This is a genomic window from Kineococcus rubinsiae, from assembly GCF_011839805.1.
GTDB classification, from domain to species: domain Bacteria; phylum Actinomycetota; class Actinomycetes; order Actinomycetales; family Kineococcaceae; genus Kineococcus; species Kineococcus rubinsiae.
The window spans coordinates 47885-70032 of sequence record NZ_VWPY01000009.1; the positions used below are offsets into that span (position 1 = coordinate 47885).

22 protein-coding genes and 1 tRNA gene are annotated in these 22148 nt (G+C 75.5%); 18 read left to right on the forward strand and 5 right to left on the reverse strand.

Annotation, left to right across the window (positions count from 1 at the left end):
- The first annotated feature begins 149 nt into the window (after positions 1-149).
- From F1544_RS07485 to F1544_RS07505, 5 genes are all read left to right on the forward strand, one after another.
- Complete coding sequence (locus tag F1544_RS07485; protein ID WP_167583829.1) at positions 150-824, forward strand: fasciclin domain-containing protein; 675 nt, start codon at positions 150-152, stop codon at positions 822-824.
- 303 nt (positions 825-1127) lie between these two features.
- Positions 1128-1709 carry an ECF RNA polymerase sigma factor SigK gene (sigK, locus tag F1544_RS07490; protein WP_167583831.1) on the forward strand — a complete coding sequence of 194 codons (582 nt, stop codon included), beginning with the start codon at positions 1128-1130 and terminating at the stop codon, positions 1707-1709.
- The gene (locus F1544_RS07495) at positions 1706-2566 is read left to right on the forward strand and encodes an anti-sigma factor (protein WP_167583833.1); all 861 of its coding nucleotides are present in this window, start codon (positions 1706-1708) and stop codon (positions 2564-2566) included. Before sigK ends, F1544_RS07495 begins: the two co-directional genes overlap by 4 nt.
- Before the next feature lie 49 nt (positions 2567-2615).
- Positions 2616-3596 carry an ATP-grasp domain-containing protein gene (locus F1544_RS07500; RefSeq protein WP_308469934.1) on the forward strand — a complete coding sequence of 327 codons (981 nt, stop codon included), beginning with the start codon at positions 2616-2618 and terminating at the stop codon, positions 3594-3596.
- 61 nt (positions 3597-3657) lie between these two features.
- Positions 3658-3739: transfer RNA gene (locus tag F1544_RS07505), tRNA-Leu, on the forward strand.
- 10 nt (positions 3740-3749) lie between these two features.
- Here the strand turns inward: F1544_RS07505 and bcp are convergent.
- Positions 3750-4226 carry a thioredoxin-dependent thiol peroxidase gene (gene bcp / locus F1544_RS07510; protein WP_167583835.1) on the reverse strand — a complete coding sequence of 159 codons (477 nt, stop codon included), beginning with the start codon at positions 4224-4226 and terminating at the stop codon, positions 3750-3752.
- 162 nt (positions 4227-4388) lie between these two features.
- On the opposite strand from bcp, the gene F1544_RS07515 reads away from it, so the two are divergent.
- The 3 genes from F1544_RS07515 to F1544_RS07525 all read left to right on the forward strand — a co-directional run bounded on the left by F1544_RS07515 (position 4389) and on the right by F1544_RS07525 (position 6491).
- Entirely contained in the window at positions 4389-4679 is a 291-nt protein-coding gene (locus tag F1544_RS07515; protein ID WP_244308107.1) for a DUF3618 domain-containing protein, read from the forward strand.
- Between the two features lie 124 nt (positions 4680-4803).
- The gene (locus F1544_RS07520; protein WP_167583939.1) at positions 4804-5097 is read left to right on the forward strand and encodes a GroES family chaperonin; all 294 of its coding nucleotides are present in this window, start codon (positions 4804-4806) and stop codon (positions 5095-5097) included.
- Between the two features lie 86 nt (positions 5098-5183).
- On the forward strand, positions 5184-6491 hold the full coding sequence (locus F1544_RS07525; protein WP_280114627.1) for a cytochrome P450: 1308 nt from the start codon (positions 5184-5186) through the stop codon (positions 6489-6491).
- Positions 6492-6515: 24 nt separating this feature from the next.
- Here F1544_RS07525 and F1544_RS07530 read toward each other — a convergent pair whose 3' ends face one another.
- Complete coding sequence (locus F1544_RS07530) at positions 6516-7451, reverse strand: VOC family protein (protein ID WP_208971450.1); 936 nt, start codon at positions 7449-7451, stop codon at positions 6516-6518.
- 128 nt (positions 7452-7579) lie between these two features.
- On the opposite strand from F1544_RS07530, the gene F1544_RS07535 reads away from it, so the two are divergent.
- Positions 7580-8008 carry a RidA family protein gene (locus F1544_RS07535; protein WP_167583841.1) on the forward strand — a complete coding sequence of 143 codons (429 nt, stop codon included), beginning with the start codon at positions 7580-7582 and terminating at the stop codon, positions 8006-8008.
- Between the two features lie 12 nt (positions 8009-8020).
- On the opposite strand, the gene F1544_RS07540 is transcribed toward F1544_RS07535, so the two are convergent.
- On the reverse strand, positions 8021-8773 hold the full coding sequence (locus F1544_RS07540; RefSeq protein WP_308469936.1) for an IclR family transcriptional regulator: 753 nt from the start codon (positions 8771-8773) through the stop codon (positions 8021-8023).
- A gap of 79 nt (positions 8774-8852) precedes the next feature.
- Between F1544_RS07540 and hutH the strand changes: the two genes are divergently transcribed.
- From hutH to hutI, 5 genes are read left to right on the forward strand one after another with little or no spacing between them, the layout of a single operon-like run.
- The gene (gene hutH / locus F1544_RS07545; protein ID WP_167583845.1) at positions 8853-10433 is read left to right on the forward strand and encodes a histidine ammonia-lyase; all 1581 of its coding nucleotides are present in this window, start codon (positions 8853-8855) and stop codon (positions 10431-10433) included.
- Positions 10430-12082, forward strand: coding sequence for a urocanate hydratase (gene hutU / locus F1544_RS07550; RefSeq protein ID WP_167583847.1), 1653 nt, complete (start codon positions 10430-10432; stop codon positions 12080-12082). Before hutH ends, hutU begins: the two co-directional genes overlap by 4 nt.
- 2 nt (positions 12083-12084) lie before the next feature.
- Positions 12085-13269 carry an allantoate amidohydrolase gene (locus F1544_RS07555; RefSeq protein ID WP_167583941.1) on the forward strand — a complete coding sequence of 395 codons (1185 nt, stop codon included), beginning with the start codon at positions 12085-12087 and terminating at the stop codon, positions 13267-13269.
- Positions 13266-14396: a formimidoylglutamate deiminase gene (locus tag F1544_RS07560; protein WP_208971451.1), complete on the forward strand. Its 1131-nt coding sequence runs from the start codon at positions 13266-13268 to the stop codon at positions 14394-14396. Before F1544_RS07555 ends, F1544_RS07560 begins: the two co-directional genes overlap by 4 nt.
- Positions 14393-15532, forward strand: coding sequence for an imidazolonepropionase (hutI, locus tag F1544_RS07565; protein ID WP_167583849.1), 1140 nt, complete (start codon positions 14393-14395; stop codon positions 15530-15532). Before F1544_RS07560 ends, hutI begins: the two co-directional genes overlap by 4 nt.
- Before the next feature lie 29 nt (positions 15533-15561).
- Here hutI and F1544_RS07570 read toward each other — a convergent pair whose 3' ends face one another.
- Positions 15562-16029, reverse strand: coding sequence for a hypothetical protein (locus F1544_RS07570; protein WP_167583851.1), 468 nt, complete (start codon positions 16027-16029; stop codon positions 15562-15564).
- Positions 16030-16206: 177 nt separating this feature from the next.
- On the opposite strand from F1544_RS07570, the gene F1544_RS07575 reads away from it, so the two are divergent.
- On the forward strand, positions 16207-16554 hold the full coding sequence (locus F1544_RS07575) for a hypothetical protein (RefSeq protein ID WP_167583853.1): 348 nt from the start codon (positions 16207-16209) through the stop codon (positions 16552-16554).
- On the opposite strand, the gene F1544_RS25785 is transcribed toward F1544_RS07575, so the two are convergent.
- The gene (locus F1544_RS25785; protein ID WP_167583855.1) at positions 16538-18949 is read right to left on the reverse strand and encodes a putative bifunctional diguanylate cyclase/phosphodiesterase; all 2412 of its coding nucleotides are present in this window, start codon (positions 18947-18949) and stop codon (positions 16538-16540) included. The two genes, F1544_RS07575 and F1544_RS25785, sit on opposite strands and share 17 nt — an antisense overlap.
- A gap of 355 nt (positions 18950-19304) precedes the next feature.
- On the opposite strand from F1544_RS25785, the gene nrdH reads away from it, so the two are divergent.
- The 3 genes from nrdH to nrdE are packed head-to-tail and all read left to right on the forward strand — an operon-like array spanning position 19305 to position 22130.
- Positions 19305-19550: a glutaredoxin-like protein NrdH gene (gene nrdH / locus F1544_RS07585; RefSeq protein WP_167583857.1), complete on the forward strand. Its 246-nt coding sequence runs from the start codon at positions 19305-19307 to the stop codon at positions 19548-19550.
- Between the two features lie 10 nt (positions 19551-19560).
- Positions 19561-19956 (forward strand): class Ib ribonucleoside-diphosphate reductase assembly flavoprotein NrdI, encoded by a 396-nt coding sequence (nrdI, locus tag F1544_RS07590; RefSeq protein ID WP_308469938.1) that lies wholly within the window; start codon positions 19561-19563, stop codon positions 19954-19956.
- Complete coding sequence (nrdE, locus tag F1544_RS07595) at positions 19953-22130, forward strand: class 1b ribonucleoside-diphosphate reductase subunit alpha (protein ID WP_167583861.1); 2178 nt, start codon at positions 19953-19955, stop codon at positions 22128-22130. Before nrdI ends, nrdE begins: the two co-directional genes overlap by 4 nt.
- The last annotated feature ends 18 nt before the right edge of the window (positions 22131-22148 follow it).

Below are 22148 nucleotides of genomic sequence, written 5' to 3' on the forward strand. Positions count from 1 at the left end.
ACAAACCCCGAGGGGTCCGCCCCGGGAAACTCGTGGGAGGAACTCCCGCGCCGGACCCATCCACGGGGGGAGGGGTTCCGAACTACTCCTGCAACGACGATCCGGTCCTCCCGGCCGGGTCGCACCACACGCAGCAGGAGAAACTCACCATGAAGCGCATCGGCACCCTCTTCGCCCTCACCGCCACGGTGACGCTCGGCCTCGCCGCCTGCGGCAGCGGCACCGACGCCGCCTCGACGACCGACACCTCGAGCTCGTCCAGCAGCAGCAGCAGCTCGCCCATGTCCTCGTCGTCCTCGAGCTCCGCCTCGACCAGCCCCGCGATGATGTCCATGCCGGTCGGCCCGGGCTGCGCCGACTACGCCGCCGCCAACGCCGACGGCCCCGCGTCCGTCGGGGGCATGGCCACCGCTCCGCTGGCCACCGCGGCCGGCGCGAACCCGCTGCTGAAGACCCTCACCGCCGCGGTCTCGGGCCAGCTGAACCCGGACGTGAACCTCGTCAACGACCTCAACGGCGGGCAGCTCACCGTGTTCGCGCCCGTCGACGACGCCTTCGGGAAGATCGACCCCGCGACCATCGAGAGCCTGAAGACGGACTCCGCCACGCTGACGAAGATCCTGACCTACCACGTCGTCTCCGGTCAGCTGTCCCCCGACCAGATCGTGGGCACCCACAAGACCCTCGAGGGCGGCGAGGTCACCGTGGCCGGCACCCCGGACATGCTGACCGTCAACGGCACCACCAACGTCATCTGCGGTGGCGTGAAGACGGCCAACGCGACCGTGTACCTGGTCGACTCGGTCCTCATGCCCCCGGCCTGAGCACCCCGCCCGACCAGCACCACCTGAACGGCACGACCGTTGAAGCCACCACGCAGGAGCACCGTGCGGGACCACCGCCACCAGCGGAGGACGACGCGTCGAGAACAACCGCAGGAGCACCACCGAGCAGGGCCCGTTCCCGGGCGGCCGCGTCGAGCGGCCGCCCGGTAGGCGCCGGACCTCGGCCGCGGTCCCGCTGCTCCACACGGGTGGTCCCCGCCCCGGGGACCATCCGGGGGCGGGGCGGCGACGAACCCCGACCATGGCCGGTGGGGTGGGGCAGGAGGTGCGAGAGTGTCCACGATGACCACGTCAGGACCGCGCGCCACGGGAGCCGCAGAACGGAGCAGCGCCGACGAGGCGCTGCTCTCCGCGGCCACCGGTGACCAGGACGCCTTCGCGCGGTTCTACGACGCGACCGTCCCCGTCGTCTTCGGGACCGTCCTGCGCGTGCTGCGCGACCACGCGCAGAGCGAGGAGGTCGTCCAGGAGGTGTTCCTCGAGGCGTGGCGCACCGCGGCCCGCTTCGACCCCACCCGCGGCACCGCCCGCGGGTGGATCGTGACCATGGCCCACCGCCGCGCGGTGGACCGCGTCCGCTCCAGCCAGGCCAGCTCCGACCGCGACGAGCGGGCGGGGATCCGGGAGCCGGCTCCCTACGACAGCGTGAGCGAGGAGGTCGAGGTGCTGCTCGAACGCGAGGAGGTCCAGCGGGCGCTCAGCTCCCTGACCCCCGTCCAGCGCGAGGCGGTCGACCTCGCCTACTACGGCGGCCGCACCCACCGCGAGATCGCCGAGGACCTGCGGCTGCCGCTCGGCACCGTGAAGACCCGCCTGCGCGACGCCCTGATCCGCCTGCGCGACGTGATGGGGGTGACGGCGTGACCGGCGACGAGACCACCGGGCGCCACCGGGCGCCCCGCGAGGACGCCGACTCCCTCGCCGGCGCCTGGGCCCTGGACGCCCTGGACGACGAGGACCGCGCCACCTACGAGCGCCACCTGGCGGCCTCCCCGGCCGCGCGCGAGGACGCCGACGAGCTGCGGGAGACCGCCGCGCGCCTCGGTGCCGCCGAAGCCGTGCAGCCGCCCGCCCACCTGCGGGCGAGCATCCTGGCCGCGATCGCGGCCACCCCGCAGGAGCGTCCCGCGGACCGGCCCCTCGAGGTCGTGCAGTCGCCCGCCGCCGCGGTCGCCGGTCCTCCCGCCGCACCTGCCACCGGACGTGCCGCGGAGGCCCCCGTCGACCTCGCCGCCGAGCGCAGCCGCCGCCGGGCCCGCCCCGGCTTCGCCCTGCTCGCCGCCGCGGCCTGCGCCGTCGTCGCCGTCGGGGGCGTCACCTACGCCGTGGACGCCCGGCGCGACGCGGACCGGCTCCAGCAGACGGTGGCGTCCCAGCAGGCCTACCAGGACCAGGTCGACTCGGTCCTGACCAGCGCGGGGGCGAGGGTCCTGCGCGTCGACGCCACGGGCGGCGGCGCGGCCACCGTCGTGCACGCCGGGACCCGCGCCGTGGTGCTCGCCGACCTGCCGGCCGTGAGCGACCGGCAGTACCAGCTGTGGCTCGTCGAGGGCCAGACCCTGCGCTCCGCGGGGCTCCTGCCGGCGCCCACCGACGGCCGCGCGACGTTCTACGTGCCCGACACGGGCGGGGCGAGCGGCCTGGGCATCTCCGTGGAGCCCGTCGGGGGCTCGCAGCAGCCGACGACCGACCCGATCCTCCTGGCCCCGATCCCCGCCTGACCGGGGCCCCGCCGTGGCGCCGGGCCGGGGCGGGGGAGAGGCTCGGGGGGTGAGCGTCCCCCGCGTCGAGCCCGCCGTCCACGTCCTGCACGAGAACCCGGACTGGTTCCCGCCCTTCAGTGCGGCCTTCGCGGCCGAGGGCGTGGAGCTGCACGAGCACCTGCTGACCGGGGGTGTCCTGGACCTGGCGGACGCACCGGCGCCCGGCGTCTGGTGGTCGCGGATGTCGGCGTCCTCCCACACGCGCGGCCACGCCCTGTCCTCCGCGCACACCCGGGCGGTGCTGTCGTGGGTCGAGGCGGCGGGCCGGCGGACCGTCAACGGCCGGCGCGTCCTGGAGCTGGAGCTCAGCAAGGTCGACCAGCTGACCGCCCTCACCGCGGCCGGCATCGACGTGCCCCGCACGGTCGTCGTCGTCGGCACCGAGCGGCTGCTGGCCGCCGCGGAGGGCGTCGCGGCGCCCTTCGTGACCAAGCACGCGCAGGGCGGCAAGGGCCTCGGCGTCGCCCGCTTCGACAGCCACGAGGAGCTCGCCGACGTCGTCGCGGCCGGCGACCTGGAGGAACCCGTCGACGGCGTGTGGCTGCTGCAGGAGTACGTGCGCCCCGCCGACGACTCCATCACCCGCTGCGAGTTCGTCGGCGGGGAGTTCCTGTACGCGGTGCGGGCGGACACGGCCAAGGGCGGGTTCCAGCTGTGCCCCGCGGACGCCTGCGCGCTCGACCCGGTGACGGGGCGCCCCGTGATGCCGCCGGGGGCGACGGTCCCCCAGGAACCCGGGGAGCAGATCTTCAGCCTGCGCGACGGCTTCGACCACCCGGTGCTGCGTTCCTACGCGGAGTTCCTGCGCCGCTGGGACATCGAGATCGCGGGCGTGGAGTTCATCGAGACGGCGGAGGGGCGGATCGTCACCTACGACGTCAACACGAACACCAACTACAACGCCGCCGTCGACGCGGCCGCGCCCCGCTCCGGGCCGCGCGAGATCGCCCGGTTCCTCGGCGGGCTGCTCCGGGCGCAGGCCGGCTGAGCGCCGCGGCCCGCGGTGGCGCGACGCCTCCGCGCCCGCGGGCTAGGCTCCGGCGCAGCGAGCGGGAGTGGTGTAACTGGCAGCCACGCAGGACTTAGGATCCTGTGCCTCCGGGCGTGCGGGTTCGAGTCCCGTCTCCCGCACTCGCCGGGCTCAGGCGGCGTCGACGCCGAGGTCCCGGCGGAGCTTCGCGACGTGGCCCTTGGCCCGGACGTTGTGCTGCGCGAGCTCCACGGTGCCGTCGGGGGCGACCACCACGGTGGAGCGGACGACGCCGACGGAGGTCCGGCCGTAGTTCGTCTTCTCCCCCCACGCTCCGTAGGCCGCCAGCACCGCGTGGTCGGGGTCGGACAGCAGCGGGAACGTCAGGGCGTCGCGCTCGGCGAAGCGGGCGAGCTTGTCGACCGGGTCGGGCGAGACGCCCAGCACGCGGTACCCGGCGGCGTTCAGCGCGTCGAGGGAGTCGCGGAAGTCGCAGGCCTGCGTCGTGCAGCCCGGGGTCATCGCGGCGGGGTAGAAGTAGAGGACGACGTGCTCGCCGCGCAGCTGCGACAGCGTCACGCTGCTGCCGTCGGAGGCGGTCAGGGTGAAGTCCGGGGCGGCGTCCCCCGGAGCGAGTCGCTCGGGCATGCTGCGCACGCTAGCCGCCCGCGCGGGTGCGGGGGCGCCCGCCTCCGGTACGGTCGGGGCTCCGTGCCGGGCCCGCAGGGCGGGTGCAGCACGGATCGCCACGTCAGCGCGGTCCCCGGAGCACGCCACGGGGCCGCATGGAACACGAGCAGGAGGGCCGTGATGGTCAACGACGGCGCCAAGGCCGAGATCACCACGACCGACCCCCGCGCGCTCGAGCGCGAGGTCGAGCTGCGCCGGGCGCAGCTGGCGGGCACCATCGACGAGCTCAGCTCCCGCCTCGCCCCGTCGGCGATCAAGGAGCGCGGCATCGCCACGGTCAAGCAGAAGGTCAGCGCCTTCACCACCGCCGAGGACGGGTCCCTGCGCGTCGAGCGCGTCGGGGCGGTCGCCGCGGCGGTCGTCGGGATCACCGTGCTGCTCGTCGTGCGGGCCGTGCGCAAGCGGCGCTGACCCCCTAGACCGCCCAAACCGCGGCCCGCGTCGTGCCCCCGCCCTCCGTCGGCGGGCGGCACGGGCGCGCGCTACGGTCGGCCCCGTGAGCACCACCCCCGACGACCCCCGCCTCGCCGTGCGCATGCTGCACGACCGGGTCCTCGTCAGCGCCGAGGGCGCGGGGGAGCGGACGTCGTCCGCGGGCATCCTCATCCCCGCCACCGCCGCGGTCGGCCGGCGCCTCGCGTGGGCCCAGGTCGTGGCCCTCGGCCAGCACGTGCGGCAGGTCGAGGTGGGCGACCGGGTCCTGTACGACCCGGAGGACAAGGCCGAGGTCGAGCTGCACGGCCGGGGCTACGTCCTGCTGCGCGAGCGCGACCTGCACGCCGTCGCCGCGCCCCGCGTGGACGACGGTCAGACCGGGCTCTACCTCTGAGCAGCGCCCCGGAGCCCGCGCCGGCGGCGGAACCCGCGCCGGCCCGCCGCAACGCGCGCTACACCCCGCTCGGCGCCGACGGCCCGCTGCCGTGGGACATGGTCCGGGCCGTGCCCGGGATCCGCCGCAGCCCCGTGGAGTTCCTCACCGACACCACGCGCCGCTACGGCGACGTCGTCGCGTTCCCCCTGCCGCGCACCCCCGTGCTCCTGCTGAACGACCCCGCCGGCGTCCGCCACGTCCTGGTCGAGGCGCACCGCTCCTACGGCCGGGCGACGCTGCAGTACTCCGCGCTCGCCACCGTGACGGGGGCGGGGCTGCTGACCAGCGACGGCGAGGCGTGGCGCCGGCACCGGCGCACCGTGCAGCCCGCGTTCCACCACTCCTCCCTCGCGGGCGTGGCGGAGGAGTCCGTGGCCGCGGCGGAGCGGTTGCGGCAGAGGGCTTCCCGCCTCGGGCCCGGGGAACCGCTGGAGGTGCTGGAGGCCACGTCGCGCGCGAGCCTCGAGGTGGTCGGGCACACCCTGGCCGCCGCCGACCTGTCCGGGGTGGCGCAGGACCTCGTCGACGCCGTGGGCCGGGCGCTGGAGCTCGTCGTGGGGCGCGCGCAGAACCCCGTCCCGAACTCCTGGCCGACGCCCTCGCGCCGGCGCCTGGAGCGGGAGGTCGCGGCGATCGACCGGATCTGCGCGCAGATCGTCGCGGCCCGCCGCGCGCAGGGTGTGGCCGAGGACGCCGACGACGTCGTCGGTCTCATGCTGCGCGCCGGGCTGGAGGACGCCGAGGTCCGCGACGAGCTCGTCACGTTCGTCGTCGCCGGCCACGAGACGGTCGCGTCGTCGCTGACCTGGACGCTGGACCTGCTGGCCCGCCACCCGCACGTGCAGCAGCGCCTGCACGAGGAGCTGACGGCCGTCCTCGCGACGCCCGACGGCCCCCGCGCACCCGGCTGGGACGACCTCACCGCCCTGCCGTACACGCGGGCCGTCCTCGAGGAGTCGCTGCGCCTGTACCCGCCGGCCTGGGTCATCACCCGCACGGCGATCGCCGACGACGTGGTGGCCGGGGTCGCCGTCCCCGCGGGGACGCTCGTCATCGTCTGCACCTGGGCGCTGCACCGCCACCCCGACCTGTGGGAGGCCCCCGAGGAGTTCCGCCCCGAGCGGTTCCTCGACGCCCCGCGCCGGGACGTCGGCTACGTGCCCTTCGGGGCCGGGCCGCGGCTCTGCATCGGCCGCGACCTCGCCGTCGTGGAGTCCGCGCTGGTCCTGGCGACGTTCCTGCGCGACCGGCGCGTCCGCCCCGCGCCGGGCGCCCGGCCCGCCGTGGAGTCCCTGGTCACGCTGCGCCCCAAGGGGGGTCTGCGCCTGCTCGTGGAGCCGCTGCGCCCCTGAGCCGGAGCTGCGGTCACGCCGCGGTCAGTCCCGGTCGGCGGCGCTGACCTCGAGCAGCGTCCGCCACGGGTCCTCGAAGCGCAGCGTGCGCCCGTCGGAGCGGTGGTCCACGGAGTGCGCGCCCAGGCGTTCCGCCAGGGCCTCGACGTCACCGGCGGTGGGCACGACGATCGACACCTGCCCGAGACCGATCGTGGCCGCGCGGGCCCCGGTGCCCGCGCTCTCCCAGGTGTTGACGGCCATGTGGTGGTGGTAGCCGCCGGCGGAGAAGAACAGGGCGCTGCCCAGGTCGGCCGTGACGTCGAAGCCGAGGGTCTCGACGTAGAACCGGCGGGCCGTGGCGATGTCGCCGACCTTGAGGTGGACGTGGCCCACCGCGGCGTTGCTCCCGCCCTCGGCGTCCAGGTGCTCCGCCAGGAAGGCGTTCGGGTCGAGGGGCTCGGTGGCCATCTGCACGCGGCCGCCGTGCCAGGTCCACAGGTTGCGGGGGCGGTCCCAGTACAGCTCGATGCCGTTGCCCTCGGGGTCGGTGAAGTAGAAGGCCTGCGACACCAGGTGGTCGGCGGAACCGACGTAGCGCGAGCGGGGGTGGCGGGCGGCGCCCGCCACCGCGGCCGCCAGGGCGGCGCGGTCGGGGAACAGCAGCGCGGTGTGGAACAGACCCGCCTCCCCGCGGCGCGGCGCCGGCAGGCCCGGGGTGTGCACGAGGACGACCAGCGGCCGGCCGTCGCGGCCGAGCACCGCGACGTCCGGACGAGCGCCGCCCGCGACCGTCGTGACCGGGCGCGCGAGGGTGCGGTCCAGCTCCTGCAGCCCCAGGGCCCGGCGGTAGTAGTCGCCCATCACGGCCAGGTCGGCCACGTGCAGGGTCACGGCGTCCATCTCCGTGTCCGGCGCCAGCAGGTCCGCCGCCCCGGTGGTCCGGGGGGAGGTCGGCGGGAGCGGGGCGGGCTGGGACACGGGGGCTCCTGGGGCGGTGGTGGGGGCGGGACACCTCCAGCATGCGGGGAAGTACTTGAGATGTCAATGATCTGCCCGGTGCGTGATCCGGTGGGCGGACCGCCCCGAGGGGCTGGCAGGGTGCGGCCATGAGCGACCCCGAGCAGCAGCCCCCGGCCCGCACCAAGGAGACGTTCGTCTTCACCCCGGCCGACGGCGTCCCGCCCCAGGTGGGACCGTTCGCGCACGCCACCCGCTGGGGGGAGCTGGTGTTCGTCACGGGCCAGATGCCGACCGACCCCGCGACGGGGCAGCTCGTCGCCGGCGGTCTGCTCGAGCAGGCGGAGCAGGTGCGGCGCAACCTGTCCGCCGTCCTCGCGCAGTTCGGCCTGACCTTCGACGACGCCCTGCAGGTCCGGGTCTACCTCACCGACTTCACCGACTTCGACGCCTTCAACGACGCCTACCGCGGCTGGTTCGCGGGGCCGCTGCCCGCGCGCACGACCGTCGGCGTCACGGGGCTCGCGGTGGGTGCCGTCGTCGAGGTGGACGTCGTCGCCGCGGGGCCCGTGGCCTGAACCGCGGGCGGTTCAGCCGCCGCCGAGGCGGGCGCCGATGGCCGCGGCCGTGCGGCGCACCGCCCCGACGAGGTCCGCCTCGGTGGTCGCGGCGCGGCCCGCCTCCCAGGTGAGCGCCACGCTCGCGCGGACCGTGCGCGCCGGCACGGCCACCGCCACCGAGGTGAACCCCTCGGTGACCTCGCCGTCCTCCACCGACCACCCGCGCTGCCGCGACGCGGCCAGCACCGCGCGCAGGGCCGACGGCGTGGTGGGGCCGCGCCCCGTGCGGGAGACGAACGCCGCGGCCCCCGGGTACAGGGCGCGCACCTGCGCCGGCGGCAGCGCCGCGAGGATGGCGCGCCCCGACGCCGTCAGGTGCGCGGGCAGCCGCACCCCGACGTCCGTGACCAGCGGCGGCCGCCCCGGCGCCCGCTCCTCCAGGACGTAGAGGACGTCCGCCCCGTGCAGGACGGCCAGGTGCGCCGAGAGGCCCACGCCGTCGACGAGGCGGGCGAGCGGGACGCGCGCGAGGCGGGCCAGCGGCTCCTGCTGGGCGAAGGCGTGCCCGACCTCCCACGCGCCCACGCCGATGCCCCAGCAGCGGTCCTCGGGGTAGTGCACGACGAACGACTCCTCCGCCATGGCCGCCAGCAGGTGGTACGTGGTGGAGCGCGGCAGGCCGAGCGCCGTCGCGATCCGGGCCGCCGGGACGGGGACGGGCTGCCCGGACAGGAACCGCAGGACGCGCAGGGTCGCGGTGGCGGCGGGCACGGCGCGGGGCACCGGCCCACTGTCTCGCATCCGAGACGCCAAGCGCTGCCGGGTGCTGGTCCCGGCGCCCGCCAGGGGCTCGGATGGGGGGATGCAGGAGATCGCCGTGGGCACCGGGCCGCTGAGCCCCGAGGACGTCGTCGCCGTCGCGCGCCACGGCGCCCGCGTCGCGCTCACCGACGGGGCCCGCGCGGCGATCGGGGCGGCGCGCGCGGTGGTCGAGGAGCTCGCCCGCGCCGAGGTGCCCGTGTACGGCGTGTCCACCGGGTTCGGGGCGCTCGCCACCCGGCACGTCCCGCCGGGGCAGCGCACCCGGCTGCAGCGCAGCCTCATCCGCTCGCACGCGGCCGGCAGCGGGCCGCGCGTCGAGGACGAGGTCGTCCGCGCGCTGGTGCTGCTGCGCCTGTCGACCCTCGCGACGGGGCGCACGGGCGTCCGGCTCGAGACCGCCGAGGCCTACGCGGCCCTGCTGAACGCGGGCCTGGTCCCCGTCGTGCACGAGCACGGCAGCCTCGGCTGCTCGGGCGACCTCGCACCCCTGGCCCACGTGGCGCTCGCGGTGACGGGCGAGGGGGAGGTCGTCGACCGCGGCGTCGTGCGCCCCGCGGCCGAGGCGCTGGCCGAGCACGGCCTGACGCCCGTCGTGCTGGCCGAGAAGGAGGGCCTCGCGCTCATCAACGGCACCGACGGGATGCTCGGCATGCTCCTGCTCGCGCTGCACGACCTGCGCCGCCTGCTCGACACGGCCGACCTCGCCGCCGCCATGAGCGTCGAGGGGCTGCTCGGGACCGACCGGGTGTTCGCCGCCGACCTGCAGGCGCTGCGGCCCCAGCCGGGCCAGGCCGTCTCGGCCGCGCAGCTGCGCCGGTTCCTCGCCGGCTCGCCGATCGTCGCGAGCCACCGCTTCGGCGACGGCGTCGTGCAGGACGCCTACTCGCTGCGCTGCGCCCCGCAGGTCCACGGCGGCGCCCGCGACACCCTCGAGCACGCCGCGCGGGTCGCGGGGTTCGAGCTGTCGGCGGCCATCGACAACCCCTCGGTGCTGCCCGACGGGCGCGTGGAGTCGCACGGGAACTTCCACGGCGCCCCGCTGGCCTACGTCCTGGACTTCCTGGCGATCCCCGTCGCCGACGTCGCGAGCATGAGCGAGCGCCGCACCGACCGGTTCCTCGACGTGCACCGCAACCGCGGGCTGCCGGCGTTCCTCGCCGACGACCCCGGCGTCGACTCCGGTCACATGATCGCCCAGTACACGCAGGCCGCCGTCGTCGCCGAGCTCAAGCGCCTCGCCGTGCCCGCGAGCGTCGACTCGATCCCCTCCAGCGCCCTGCAGGAGGACCACGTGTCCCTCGGCTGGTCCGCCGCCCGCAAGCTCCGCCTCGCGGTCGCCGGGCTCGAGCGCGTCCTGGCGATCGAGCTGCTCACCGCCGCGCGGGGCGTCGACCTGCGGGCGCCCCTGGTCCCGGCCCCGGCCACGGGGGCGGCCATCGCGGTGCTGCGCCGCCGCGTCCAGGGCCCCGGCCCCGACCGGTTCCTCGCCCCCGAGATCGAGGCCGCCACCGACCTCGTGCGCTCCGGCGAGCTGCTCGCCGCGGCGCTGTCCGCCTCCGCCGCAGGAGGTCCCGACCTCCCCACCGCCCCGTCCGCCCACCGAGCAGGAGAGTCCTCGTGAACCGTCCCGCCGTCCGCGCCGCCCGCGGCACCACCCTGACCGCGCGCTCGTGGCAGACCGAGGCCCCGCTGCGCATGCTCATGAACAACCTCGACCCCGAGGTCGCCGAGCGCCCCGAGGACCTCGTCGTCTACGGCGGGACGGGGAAGGCGGCGCGGAGCTGGAAGGCCTACGACGCGATCGTGCGGACCCTCCAGACCCTGGCCGACGACGAGACGCTGCTCGTGCAGTCGGGCAAGCCCGTCGGGGTGTTCCGCACGCACGCGTGGGCGCCGCGGGTGCTCATCGCGAACTCCCACCTCGTGGGCGACTGGGCGACGTGGCCGGAGTTCCGGCTCCTGGAGGCCGAGGGCCTCACGATGTACGGCCAGATGACGGCCGGGTCGTGGATCTACATCGGCACGCAGGGGATCCTGCAGGGCACCTACGAGACGTTCGGGGCCGTGGCGCGCAAGCGGTTCGGCGGCACCCTCGCCGGCACCATCACCCTGACCGGCGGGGCGGGCGGCATGGGTGGCGCGCAGCCGCTGGCGGTCACGATGAACGACGGCGTCGCGCTGGTCGTCGACGTCGACGAGGCCCGGCTCGCGCGCCGCGTGAAGCACGGCTACCTCGACGAGTACACGACCGACCTCGACGACGCCGTGGCCCGCGTCGTGGCCGCCAAGGAGGCCCGGCGCGCCGTGTCCGTCGGCCTGCTCGGCAACGCCGCCGCCGTGTTCCCCGAACTGCTGCGCCGGGGCGTGCCGATCGACGTCGTGACCGACCAGACCAGCGCCCACGACCCGCTGAGCTACCTGCCCGAGGGGATCGCGCTGGAGGACTGGAAGGACCGGGCGGCCGCCGACCCCGAGGGGTTCACGGAGCTCGCCCGGGCGTCGATGGCGAAGCACGTCGAGGCCATGGTGGGTTTCGCCGACGCGGGGGCGGAGGTGTTCGACTACGGCAACTCGATCCGGGCCGAGGCCCGCCTGGGCGGCTGCGAGCGCGCGTTCTCCTTCCCCGGGTTCGTCCCCGCCTACATCCGCCCCCTGTTCTGCGAGGGCAAGGGGCCGTTCCGCTGGGCCGCGCTGTCGGGGGACCCGGCCGACATCGCGGCCACCGACCGCGCTGTGCTGGAACTGTTCCCGAACGACGAGCACCTGGCCCGGTGGATCCGCAAGGCGGGGGAGAAGGTGCAGTTCGAGGGCCTGCCCGCGCGCATCTGCTGGCTGGGCTACCAGGAGCGCCACCTCGCGGGGCTGCGGTTCAACGAGATGGTCGCCTCCGGCGAGCTCAGCGCCCCCGTCGTCATCGGCCGCGACCACCTCGACTCCGGGTCCGTCGCGTCGCCGTACCGCGAGACGGAGGCCATGGCCGACGGGTCCGACGCGATCGCCGACTGGCCGCTGCTGAACGCCCTGCTGAACACCGCCTCGGGCGCGACGTGGGTCTCGCTGCACCACGGCGGCGGCGTCGGCATCGGCCGCTCGATCCACGCGGGGCAGGTGATCGTCGCCGACGGGACTGCGCTGGCCGCGGAGAAGATCAGTCGGGTGCTCGTGAACGACCCCGGCACGGGCGTCATGCGCCACGTCGACGCGGGCTACGAGCGCGCCGCCGAGGTCGCGGCCGAGCGCGGCCTGCGGGTCCCCATGGCGGAGGCGTGAGCCTGCTCGCGCCGATCGCCGACGTCGGCCGCCACCCGGGCACCGGCGGGTACCGGCGCTCCGCCTGGTCCGACGCCGACATGGCGCTGCGCGAGTGGTTCGCGGGCGAGGCGCGGCAGCGCGGCCTCGTGCTGGTCGAGGACGGCAACGGCAACCAGCTCGCCTGGTGGGGCGCCGAGGACGGCCACGACGCCCTGCTGCTCGGCTCCCACCTGGACTCCGTCCCCGACGGCGGCGCCTACGACGGCCCGCTCGGCGTCGTGTCGTCCTTCGCGGCCGTGGACGCGCTGCAGCGCGAGGGCTTCCGGCCCGCCCGGCCCGTCGTCGTGGCGAACTTCGCCGACGAGGAGGGGGCCCGGTTCGGCGTCGCGTGCGCGGGTTCCCGGCTCGCCGCCGGGGCGCTGGCGCCCGAGCGGGCCCTCGCGCTGACCGACCGCGACGGCCGGACGATGGCCGAGGTGGTGCGCGCCCGGGGCCGCGACCCGCTCGCGGTTGGCCCCGCGGAGTGGCTCACCCGCGTCGGGACCTTCGTCGAGCTGCACGTCGAGCAGGGGCGCTCCCTCGTCCACGACGGCGCGGCCGTGGGCGTCGCGAGCGCCATCTGGCCGCACGGGCGCTGGCGGTTCGACTTCCGCGGCGAGGCGAACCACGCCGGCGCCACGCCCATGCCGGACCGGCACGACCCCGTGCAGGCGTTCGCGGCCACCGTCCTGGCGGCGCGCCGCCTGGCCACCGCGGCCGGGGCCCGGGCCACCTTCGGCCGCCTCGACGTCGAACCGGGCGGGACGAACGCGATCCCCTCGCGCGTGCAGGCGTGGCTGGACTCGCGCGCGGCCGGGGAGGCCGACCTGGCCGAGCTCGTCGCCGCGATCACCGCGGCCGCGCAGACCGCGGCCGAGGACGACGGGACGAGCGTCGAGGTGGTCGCGGAGTCCGTGAGCCCCGCGGTGTCCTTCGACGCGGGGCTGCGCGACCGCCTCGCGACGCTGCTCGATGCACCCGTCCTGCCGACCGGCGCCGGGCACGACGCCGGGGTCCTCAGCCCGCTGCTGCCGACGGCGATGCTGTTCGTGCGCAACCCGACCGGCGTCTCGCACGCGCCCTCGGAGTTCGCCGACGACGACGACTGCGCCGCGGGCGTCGAGGCGCTCACGGCGGTCGTGCGGGACCTCGCGGGAGCCTCGTGACGGCCGTCCTGGACCACCCCGCCCTCGCGAACTGCCACAGCCACGTCTTCCACCGCGCCCTGCGCGGCCGCGACGTCGGCGGCGACACGTTCTGGGCCTGGCGGGAGCGGATGTACGCCGTGGCCGCGGTCCTGGACCCTGACCTGCTGCACGAGCTGGCGGTCGGGGCCTTCGGGGAGATGCGCCTGGCGGGCGTCGGGGTCGTGGGGGAGTTCCACTACGTGCACCACGGCCCCGACGGGACCCCCTACGCCGACCCGAACGCGATGGGTGAGGCGCTCGTCGAGGCCGCCCGCGCGGTCGGGCTGCGGATCTGCCTGCTCGACACCTGCTACCGCCAGGCGGGTCCGGGACGTCCCGCCGAGGGCGTGCAGCGCCGCTTCGACGACGGCAGCGCCGAGGCCTGGGCCGAGCGCGCCCGCGACCTCGCCGACCGCTACGCCGGGGCCGACGACGTCGTGGTGGGGGCGGCCGTGCACTCCGTGCGGGCCGTCGCGCGCGAGGAGCTGCCCACCGTCGCCGGGGCCCTGCCCGGCGCGCCCCTGCACGTGCACGTCTCCGAGCAGCCCGCCGAGAACGCGGCGTGCCTGGCCGCGACGGGGCTCACGCCCGTGCAGCTGCTGGCCGAGGCGGGCGTCTGGGGGCCGCGCAGCACGGCCGTGCACGCCACCCACCTGACGCCCGCGGACGTCGCGGTGCTCGGGGCGTCGGGCTCCTCCGCGTGCTTCTGCCCCACGACGGAGGCCGAGCTCGCCGACGGCATCGGCCCGAGCGTCGCGCTGCGCGACGCGGGGGCCCGCCTGACGCTGGGCTCCGACAGCGCCACCGTCGTGGACCTGTTCGCCGAGGCGCGGGCCGTGGAGATGCACGAGCGGCTCGCCAGCGGCCGCCGGGGCGCGTGGTCGGCCGCGCAGCTCACCGCGGCGGCGACCGCGGACGGGTACGCCTCGCTCGGCTTCGCCGGTGTCGACGACCGGATCGCGCTGGACGCCGGGTCCGTGCGCCTCGCGGGCGTGACGACCCCGCTGTGGGCGGCCACGGCCGCCGACGTCGTGCCGGAGCTGGACCCCGGGGAGGTCGCCGCGGGGCTCGCCGCCGCCGTGGCCGAGGTGTGGAGGCGCGTGTGAGCACCCTGCTGGTGACCGGGATCGGCGAGCTGACGACCTGGGACGAGGAGCGGCCCGTGCGCCGCGACGCCGCCCTCGTCGTCGACGCCGGCCGTGTCGCCTGGAGCGGGGACGCCGCTGACGCCCCCGCCGCCGACGAGGCCCTCGACGTGGCGGGCGCGGCCGTCGTGCCCGGGTTCGTGGACTCCCACGCCCACCTGGTCTTCGCGGGGGAGCGCTCGGCGGAGTTCGAGGCGCGCGCCGCCGGCGTCCCGTACGCGGCGGGCGGGATCCGCAGCACCGTCGCCGCGACCCGCGCGGCCCCCGACGCCGCGCTCGAGGCCGGCCTCGTGCGGCTGCTCGCCGAGATGCGCGCCCAGGGCACCACGACGGTCGAGGTCAAGAGCGGGTACGGCCTGACGGTCGCCGACGAGGAGCGCTCGCTGCGCCTGGCCCGCCGGCACACGGCCGAGACCACGTTCCTGGGCGCCCACGTCGTGCCGGCGGGCAGCGAGGTCGCCGCCTACGTCGAGCTGGTCACGGGGGAGATGCTCGCGGCGTGCGCCCCGCACGCCCGCTGGGTCGACGTGTTCTGCGAGGACGGCGCCTTCGGGGCCGCCGAGGCCCGCGCGGTCCTGCTCGCGGGCCGCGCCGCGGGCCTGCTGCCCCGCGTGCACGCCAACCAGCTCGGGTACGGCCCGGGTGTGCAGGTGGCCTGCGAGGTCGGGGCCGCCGCCGCCGACCACTGCACGTTCCTCACCGACGCCGACGTCGAGGCGCTCGCGGGGGCGGGCGTCGTGGCGGGGCTGCTGCCCGGGGTCGAGTTCTCCACCCGCCAGCCCTACCCCGACGCGCGGCGGCTGCTCGACGCGGGCGTCACGGTGGCGCTCGCCACCGACTGCAACCCCGGCAGCTCGTACACGTCGTCGATGCCGTTCTGCGTCGCGGTCGCCGTGCGGGAGATGGGGCTGACCCCGCGCGAGGCCCTGTGGTCGGCGACGGCCGGCGGGGCCGCGTCGCTGCGCCGCGACGACGTCGGGCACCTGCGCGCCGGCGCGTGGGCGGACTTCGCGGTGCTGGACGCCCCCTCCGCCGTCCATCTGGCCTACCGGCCGGGCGTGCCCCTGGTCCGGCGCACGGTCCGCTCCTCGGGCTGAGCGGCCCGTGGCCGGCCCGAGGGGACGGCTCAGGGCATCTCGACCGTCTCGGCGCGCCGCAGCTCCGCCAGGGCCGCGTCCAGGTGGGCGGCGATGCCCGGCCCGGGGCCGGCGGCGAGCTCGGCGACCAGCACGACGGCGTGCTGCACGGCGAGCAGCGGGTCCACCGGGTCCCCGCCCTCGGCCGCGTCGTGCACGCCCAGGGCGCCCGTGAGGACGCCGACGAGCACCTGCGGGTCCAGCTCGTCGAACCACGGCAGCGCGGCGCGGGCGGCGGCGGAGACGGTGTCGCGCAGGTCGTCGGAGTCCAGGCCGTCGGGGTGGCGCTCCTCCAGCAGCGAGCGCAGCAGCCAGCCCACGACGCTGCGGACCTGCTCGACGTCCAGGCGGGCGAGGTGCCCCGTCTGCTCGGCGACCCCGGGGCCGTCGCCGGCCCGGGCGCACGCGACGGCGGCGAGGAGGGCGGTGCGGAGCTGGACGGGGGCGGCGGGAGGCACGCGGGCATCCTGCCGTGCGCCCGGCCGCGCGGGAGCGGCGGTCGCTGCGGCCGAACGGGTGATCTAGAAGATCGGGGAGGTGCGGGGTGTGCTGCGGCGCTCAGGCGCACGCGCGGCGCGCCCGATGGTGTCTGCACGGCCGACCCCGGCCGCCCGACGACGCTGGAGGTCCCGACCGTGAAACCCGTGCACCTGGTGATCAGGGACCTCGAGGTCGCCTCCCTCAAGGGTGAGCTGTCGCCGACCTTCCTCGACGAGTACGCGTGGCGCAACGGCGAGAAGGTCACCGCGCTCTACGCGCTCGCGGCCCGCAACGCCCTCCCGGTCGCCGTCGAGCAGGGACGCAACGACCACGTCGAGAAGTCGTGGGAGAGCCGCGTCGACGAGTCGGCGGTCGAGCGCGCGCTGGACGCCGAGAGCGAGCGGAACATGCGCCGGCTGCGCGAGGCGCGCGAGGACGACCGGCCCGCCGCCCTGCGCCGGCAGACGCGCAACGCCCTCTACCCGATCAAGCGGGGCGGCTGAGCTCCGGCTCGTCGCGGGGCCCCGCGGCCCCCGGCGCCGCGAGAGCGGCCACCGCGAGGGCGGGTGCGGGGCCGGTGATCGCAGGGTCGGTGATGGCTGGGCCGGTGAGCGCAGGACTGGTGATCGCTGGGCCGGTGAGCGCGGGTCCGTCGAGCCGCACGGCGGCGGCGGGCACGGCCCGGGCGAACAGCCAGCCCTGGGCCGCGTCGCAGCCCAGCTCGCGGAGCAGGTCCAGCTGGGCCTGCTCCTCGACGCCCTCCGCGACGACCTCGAGGCCGACGGCGTGGGCGGCGCGGACGATCAGCCCGAGCAGCTCGCGGCCACCGCCGGCCGAGGCGGCGACGAAGCTCCGGTCGATCTTCAGGGTGTCGGCCGTGAGGTGCCGCAGCTGGCTGATCGAGGTGTACCCCGTGCCGAAGTCGTCGATGCTCAGGCGCACCCCGAGGGCCCGCAGCTGCACGACGGCCCCCGCGACCGCGCGCTCGTCGAGGAGGACCGTCTCGGTGACCTCGACGCCGAGGTCGCTCGCGGGCACCCCCCAGCGGGCCAGGGCGTCCACGACGTCCTGCACGACGGACGGCTCGGCCAGGTGGCGCCCGGAGACGTTGACCGCCACCCGCACCCGGCCGCAGGGGCCCGCCCCGGCGTTCCACAGGGCCAGCTGGCGCGCCGCCTCGTCCAGCACCCAGCGGCCCACCTCGCAGACGAGGGAGGACCGCTCGGCGACGGGGATGAAGGCGTCCGGCGGGACGGGGCCGTGGCCCGGCCGGTGCCAGCGCAGGAGGGCCTCGAAGCTCGCGGTGCGGCCCGAGGCGAGGTCGACGACCGGCTGGTAGTGCAGGGAGAACTCCCCGGCGCCCAGCCCGTGCCGCACGGCCGCCTCGACGTCGGCCTGCGCGCGGACCTCGGCCAGCAGGTCCGCGTCGAAGACCTCCACGCGGGCACCGCCGGCGCCCTTGGCCCGCGAGGCCGCCAGCGCGGCCCGGCGCAGGAACTCCGCGCCGTCGAGCCCGGCCTCCGCGCCCCCGTCCACGACGGCGCCGACGCTCGCGGTGATCCGCAGGGTGCCGTCGGCGGGGCCGCTGACCGCCACCGACAGCTGCGTCAGCCGGCCGGCGAGGGTGCGCAGGTCCTGCTCGGAACCCGCGTCGGCCACCACGACGACGAACTCGTCGGAGCCCAGGCGGCCCACGGTGTCGTCCGTGCGCACGACGCGGCGCAGCTGCTGCGCCACGCCCCGCAGGACCTCGTCGCCCGCGCGGTGGCCCCAGGCGTCGTTGACGTCGCCGAAGCGGTCGACGTCGAGGACCAGCAGGCCGACGGGGACCCGGTGGCGGCGGCCGCGCTCGAGGGCGTCGTCCAGCAGCAGCTGCACGCCCGAGCGGTTGGCGAGGTCGGTCAGGGGGTCGGTCGAGCCGGAGCGCTCGAGGTCGCGGCGCAGCTCCTCCCGCTGCGTGGCGGCCTGCGCGATCCAGCGCAGGGCCAGGTGCATGCGCGCGCTGACCAGCAGGATGAGGCTGACCGTGGACGTGACGACGGCGCCCCCGTGGACGGGGACGCCCAGCGCCAGCTCGACGGCCAGGACCCCCGGCGCGACCAGCGCGGCCGCGGCGAGCGCGGGCAGGCGCAGCCGCGAGAAGCCCTTCGACGCCTCACCGCCCGGGCTCGCGAGCACCGCCATCGACGGGTGCAGGGCCGCGGCGCCGAAGAGCAGGTAGGACCCGAGCCACAGGGCGTCCGCCACGTGCGCGAGGGAGGCCGAGCCCACGCTCTCCTGGACCAGGAAGAGGGAGTCCGCCGCCGGCAGGAGCAGGGCCCCCGCGGTCAGCAGGCGGAAGGCCGGGGTCCGCGCGCCGGGCGTCGTGACCAGCCGCACGAGGAGCCCGACCAGGAGGATGTCGCCCAGCGGGTAGGCGACCCCCACGGCCTTGACCAGCAGCCCGCTGTCCGGGTCGCCGAAGACGGGACCCGCGAGCCCCACCCACGACAGCAGCGACAGCCCGACCGTCACGACGAGGCTCTCGATCACCGCCCCCGCGTCCAGCGTCCGCTGCCGCAGCCGCACCAGCGCGAAGAGGCCGGCGCCGAGCACCGGGTAGGCGGCGAGGTAGGCGACGTCGGCGCCCGAGGGGTAGGGGTCGGTGTGCGCGACGTCGGCGTACCAGTTCCACAGCCCGTCCCCGGCCGCCCAGAGCAGCTGGCCGCCGGCCAGCAGGAGCCAGGGGTGGCGGTGCGTGGGCCGGTGGCGGCGCACGCCCACGAGGATCGCGACGGCGGCCGACACGGCGACGAGCTGGTAGACGGCGTCGGCACCCAGGCCCGCCGGCAGGACGGTGTACGCGAGGACGAGCACCGCCCCGGCGACCAGGTGCGCCCGCCAGCCGTACGTCGTCACCACGTCCCCATCGGCGCGCCCCGCGAGGACTTGAGCGCGCGTCCCCCGGCTGCGGCCGGGCGGCTCCGGGCCCCGCCCGGCGCGTCCGGGGCCCGACACGCCGACCGGATCCGACACGCCGTGCTCAACAACCATCACGCAGAGTCGCGACGAAGGGGTCCCGCGGGAGCAGAACCGCAGGTCAACGCCCTGCCGCGACCCGGTGCCGCCCCGCTCACCCGCCTGGGCGAATGACACGGCTGTCACACACCATCTTGTGGTGGTTTGCGCGAACCGCCCCTAGGGGTAGTGTCTTCAGCACCACCTGGACCAGCTCGACCGCGGGCTCCACCGGACCCGAGGGAAGGAAGATCCCATGAGCATCACCGTCTACAGCACTCCCTCGTGCGTCCAGTGCAAGGCCACCTACCGCGCCCTGGACAAGAAGGGCCTCGCCTACGAGGTCGTCGACGTCACGCAGGACGCGCAGGCCCTCGCGACCGTGCAGGCCCTCGGGTACGTGCAGGCCCCGGTCGTCGTCGTCGGTGACGAGCACTGGTCGGGCTTCCGCCCGGACCGCATCTCCGCCGTGGCGGAGCGCTTCGCCGCTCTCACGGTCTGAGACCACCGGTGTGAGTGCCGTGGACGTCGTCTACTTCTCGAGCGTCTCCGGCAACACCCAGCGCTTCGTCGAGAAGCTCGGGGTCCCGGCCAAGCGCATCCCGCTGCGGGGTCGCGAGGCCCACCTGACGGTCACCGAGCCGTACGTGCTCATCGTCCCCACCTACAGCGCCGGGGACGGCAGCGGAGCGGTGCCCAAGCAGGTCATCCGCTTCCTGAACGACCCCGTCAACCGCTCGCTCATCCGCGGCGTCGTCGGGGCGGGCAACACCAACTTCGGGGACCACTACGCCGCGGCCGGCGACATCGTCGCCGCCAAGTGCGGTGTGCCCCACCTCTACCGCTTCGAGCTCTTCGGGACCCCCGACGACGTGCGTCGCGTCCGCGATGGATTGGACTCCCTGTGACCCTGACCTCCGACCCCACCACCGCGGGTGCGACCACGGCGGCCGAGACGGTCCCCGTCCCGGCCGCGCCGAGCTACCACACGCTCAACGCGATGCTCAACCTCTACGACGCCGAGGGCCGCATCCAGCTCGACGCCGACCGCGAGGCGGCCCGCCAGTACTTCCTGCAGCACGTCAACCCCCGCACGCGGCAGTTCACCGACCTGCGCGAGCGCCTCGACCACCTGGTCGACAACGGGTACTACGAGCGCGAGGTGCTGGACCGCTACCGCTACGAGTTCGTCCGCGACCTCACCGACCGGGCGCACGGGGCGGGCTTCCGCTTCCCGACGTTCCTCGGGGCCTTCAAGTACTACACGAGCTACGCGCTGAAGTCCTTCGACGGCACCGAGTACCTCGAGCGCTTCGAGGACCGCGTCGTCATGACCGCGCTGACGCTGGCCACCGGCGACGAGGCGCTCGCGACGGGCATCGTCGACGAGATGGTCGCCGGCCGCTTCCAGCCCGCCACCCCCACGTTCCTCAACGCCGGCAAGGCCTCGCGCGGTGAGCTCGTCTCGTGCTTCCTGCTGCGCATCGAGGACGACATGGAGTCCATCGGCCGCAGCATCAACTCGGCGCTGCAGCTGTCCAAGCGCGGCGGCGGCGTCGCCCTGCTCCTGTCGAACATCCGCGAGTACGGCGCGCCGATCAAGCGCATCGAGAACCAGTCCTCGGGCGTCATCCCCGTGATGAAGCTCCTCGAGGACTCCTTCTCCTACGCCAACCAGCTCGGCGCGCGCCAGGGCGCCGGTGCCGTGTACCTCTCGGCGCACCACCCGGACATCCTGCGCTTCCTCGACACCAAGCGGGAGAACGCGGACGAGAAGATCCGGATCAAGACGCTGAGCCTCGGCGTCGTGGTCCCGGACATCACCTTCGAGCTCGCCCGCAAGAACGAGCCGATGCACCTGTTCTCCCCCTACGACGTCGAGCGCGTCTACGGGGTGCCGTTCGGCGACGTCGCGGTGACGGAGAAGTACGCCGAGATGGTCGCGGACGAGCGCATCCGCAAGACCACGATCAACGCCCGCGAGTTCTTCCAGACGCTCGCGGAGCTGCAGTTCGAGTCGGGCTACCCCTACGTCGTGTTCGAGGACACGGTGAACCGGGCCAACCCGATCGCGGGCCGGATCAACATGTCGAACCTCTGCTCGGAGATCCTGCAGGTCAACACGCCCAGCACCCTGGCCGAGGACCTCAGCTACGCCGAGGTCGGCAAGGACATCTCCTGCAACCTGGGCTCCCTGAACATCGCCCTGGCGATGGACGGCGGCGACCTCGGCCACACGGTCGAGACCGCGGTGCGCGCCCTGACCGCGGTGTCCGTGGCCAGCGACATCGGCTCGGTGCCCTCGATCGCGCACGGCAACGCCCGCTCGCACGCCATCGGCCTGGGCCAGATGAACCTGCACGGGTACCTGGCGCGGGAGCGGGTGCACTACGGCAGCGCCGAGGGCATCGACTTCACCGACATCTACTTCTACACGGTCCTCTACCACGCGCTGCGGGCCTCGAACCTGCTCGCGATCGAGACCGGGGAGAAGTTCGAGGGCTTCGAGCGCTCGACCTACGCCGACGGCAGCTTCTTCGCCCAGTACACCGACGCGCCGTGGCTGCCGAAGACCGAGCGGGTCGCGGAGCTCTTCGCGAACGCCGGCATCGCCGTCCCGGACCAGGAGGACTGGCGCCGGCTGCGCGCCTCGGTCGTCCAGCACGGCATCTTCAACCAGAACCTCCAGGCCGTGCCGCCGACGGGGTCGATCAGCTACATCAACAACTCGACCTCCTCGATCCACCCGATCGCCTCCAAGATCGAGATCCGGAAGGAGGGCAAGCTCGGCCGCGTGTACTACCCGGCGCCGTTCATGACGAACGACAACCTGGAGTACTACGCCGACGCCTACGAGATCGGGCCCGACAAGATCATCGACACCTACGCCGCGGCCACCCGCCACGTCGACCAGGGCCTGTCGCTGACCCTGTTCTTCAAGGACACCGCGACGACGCGCGACATCAATCGGGCGCAGATCTCGGCGTGGCGCAAGGGCATCAAGACGATCTACTACGTCCGCATCCGCCAGATGGCGCTCGAGGGCACCGAGGTGCAGGGCTGCGTCAGCTGCATGCTCTGAGTCCTGACCAGTCCCGCA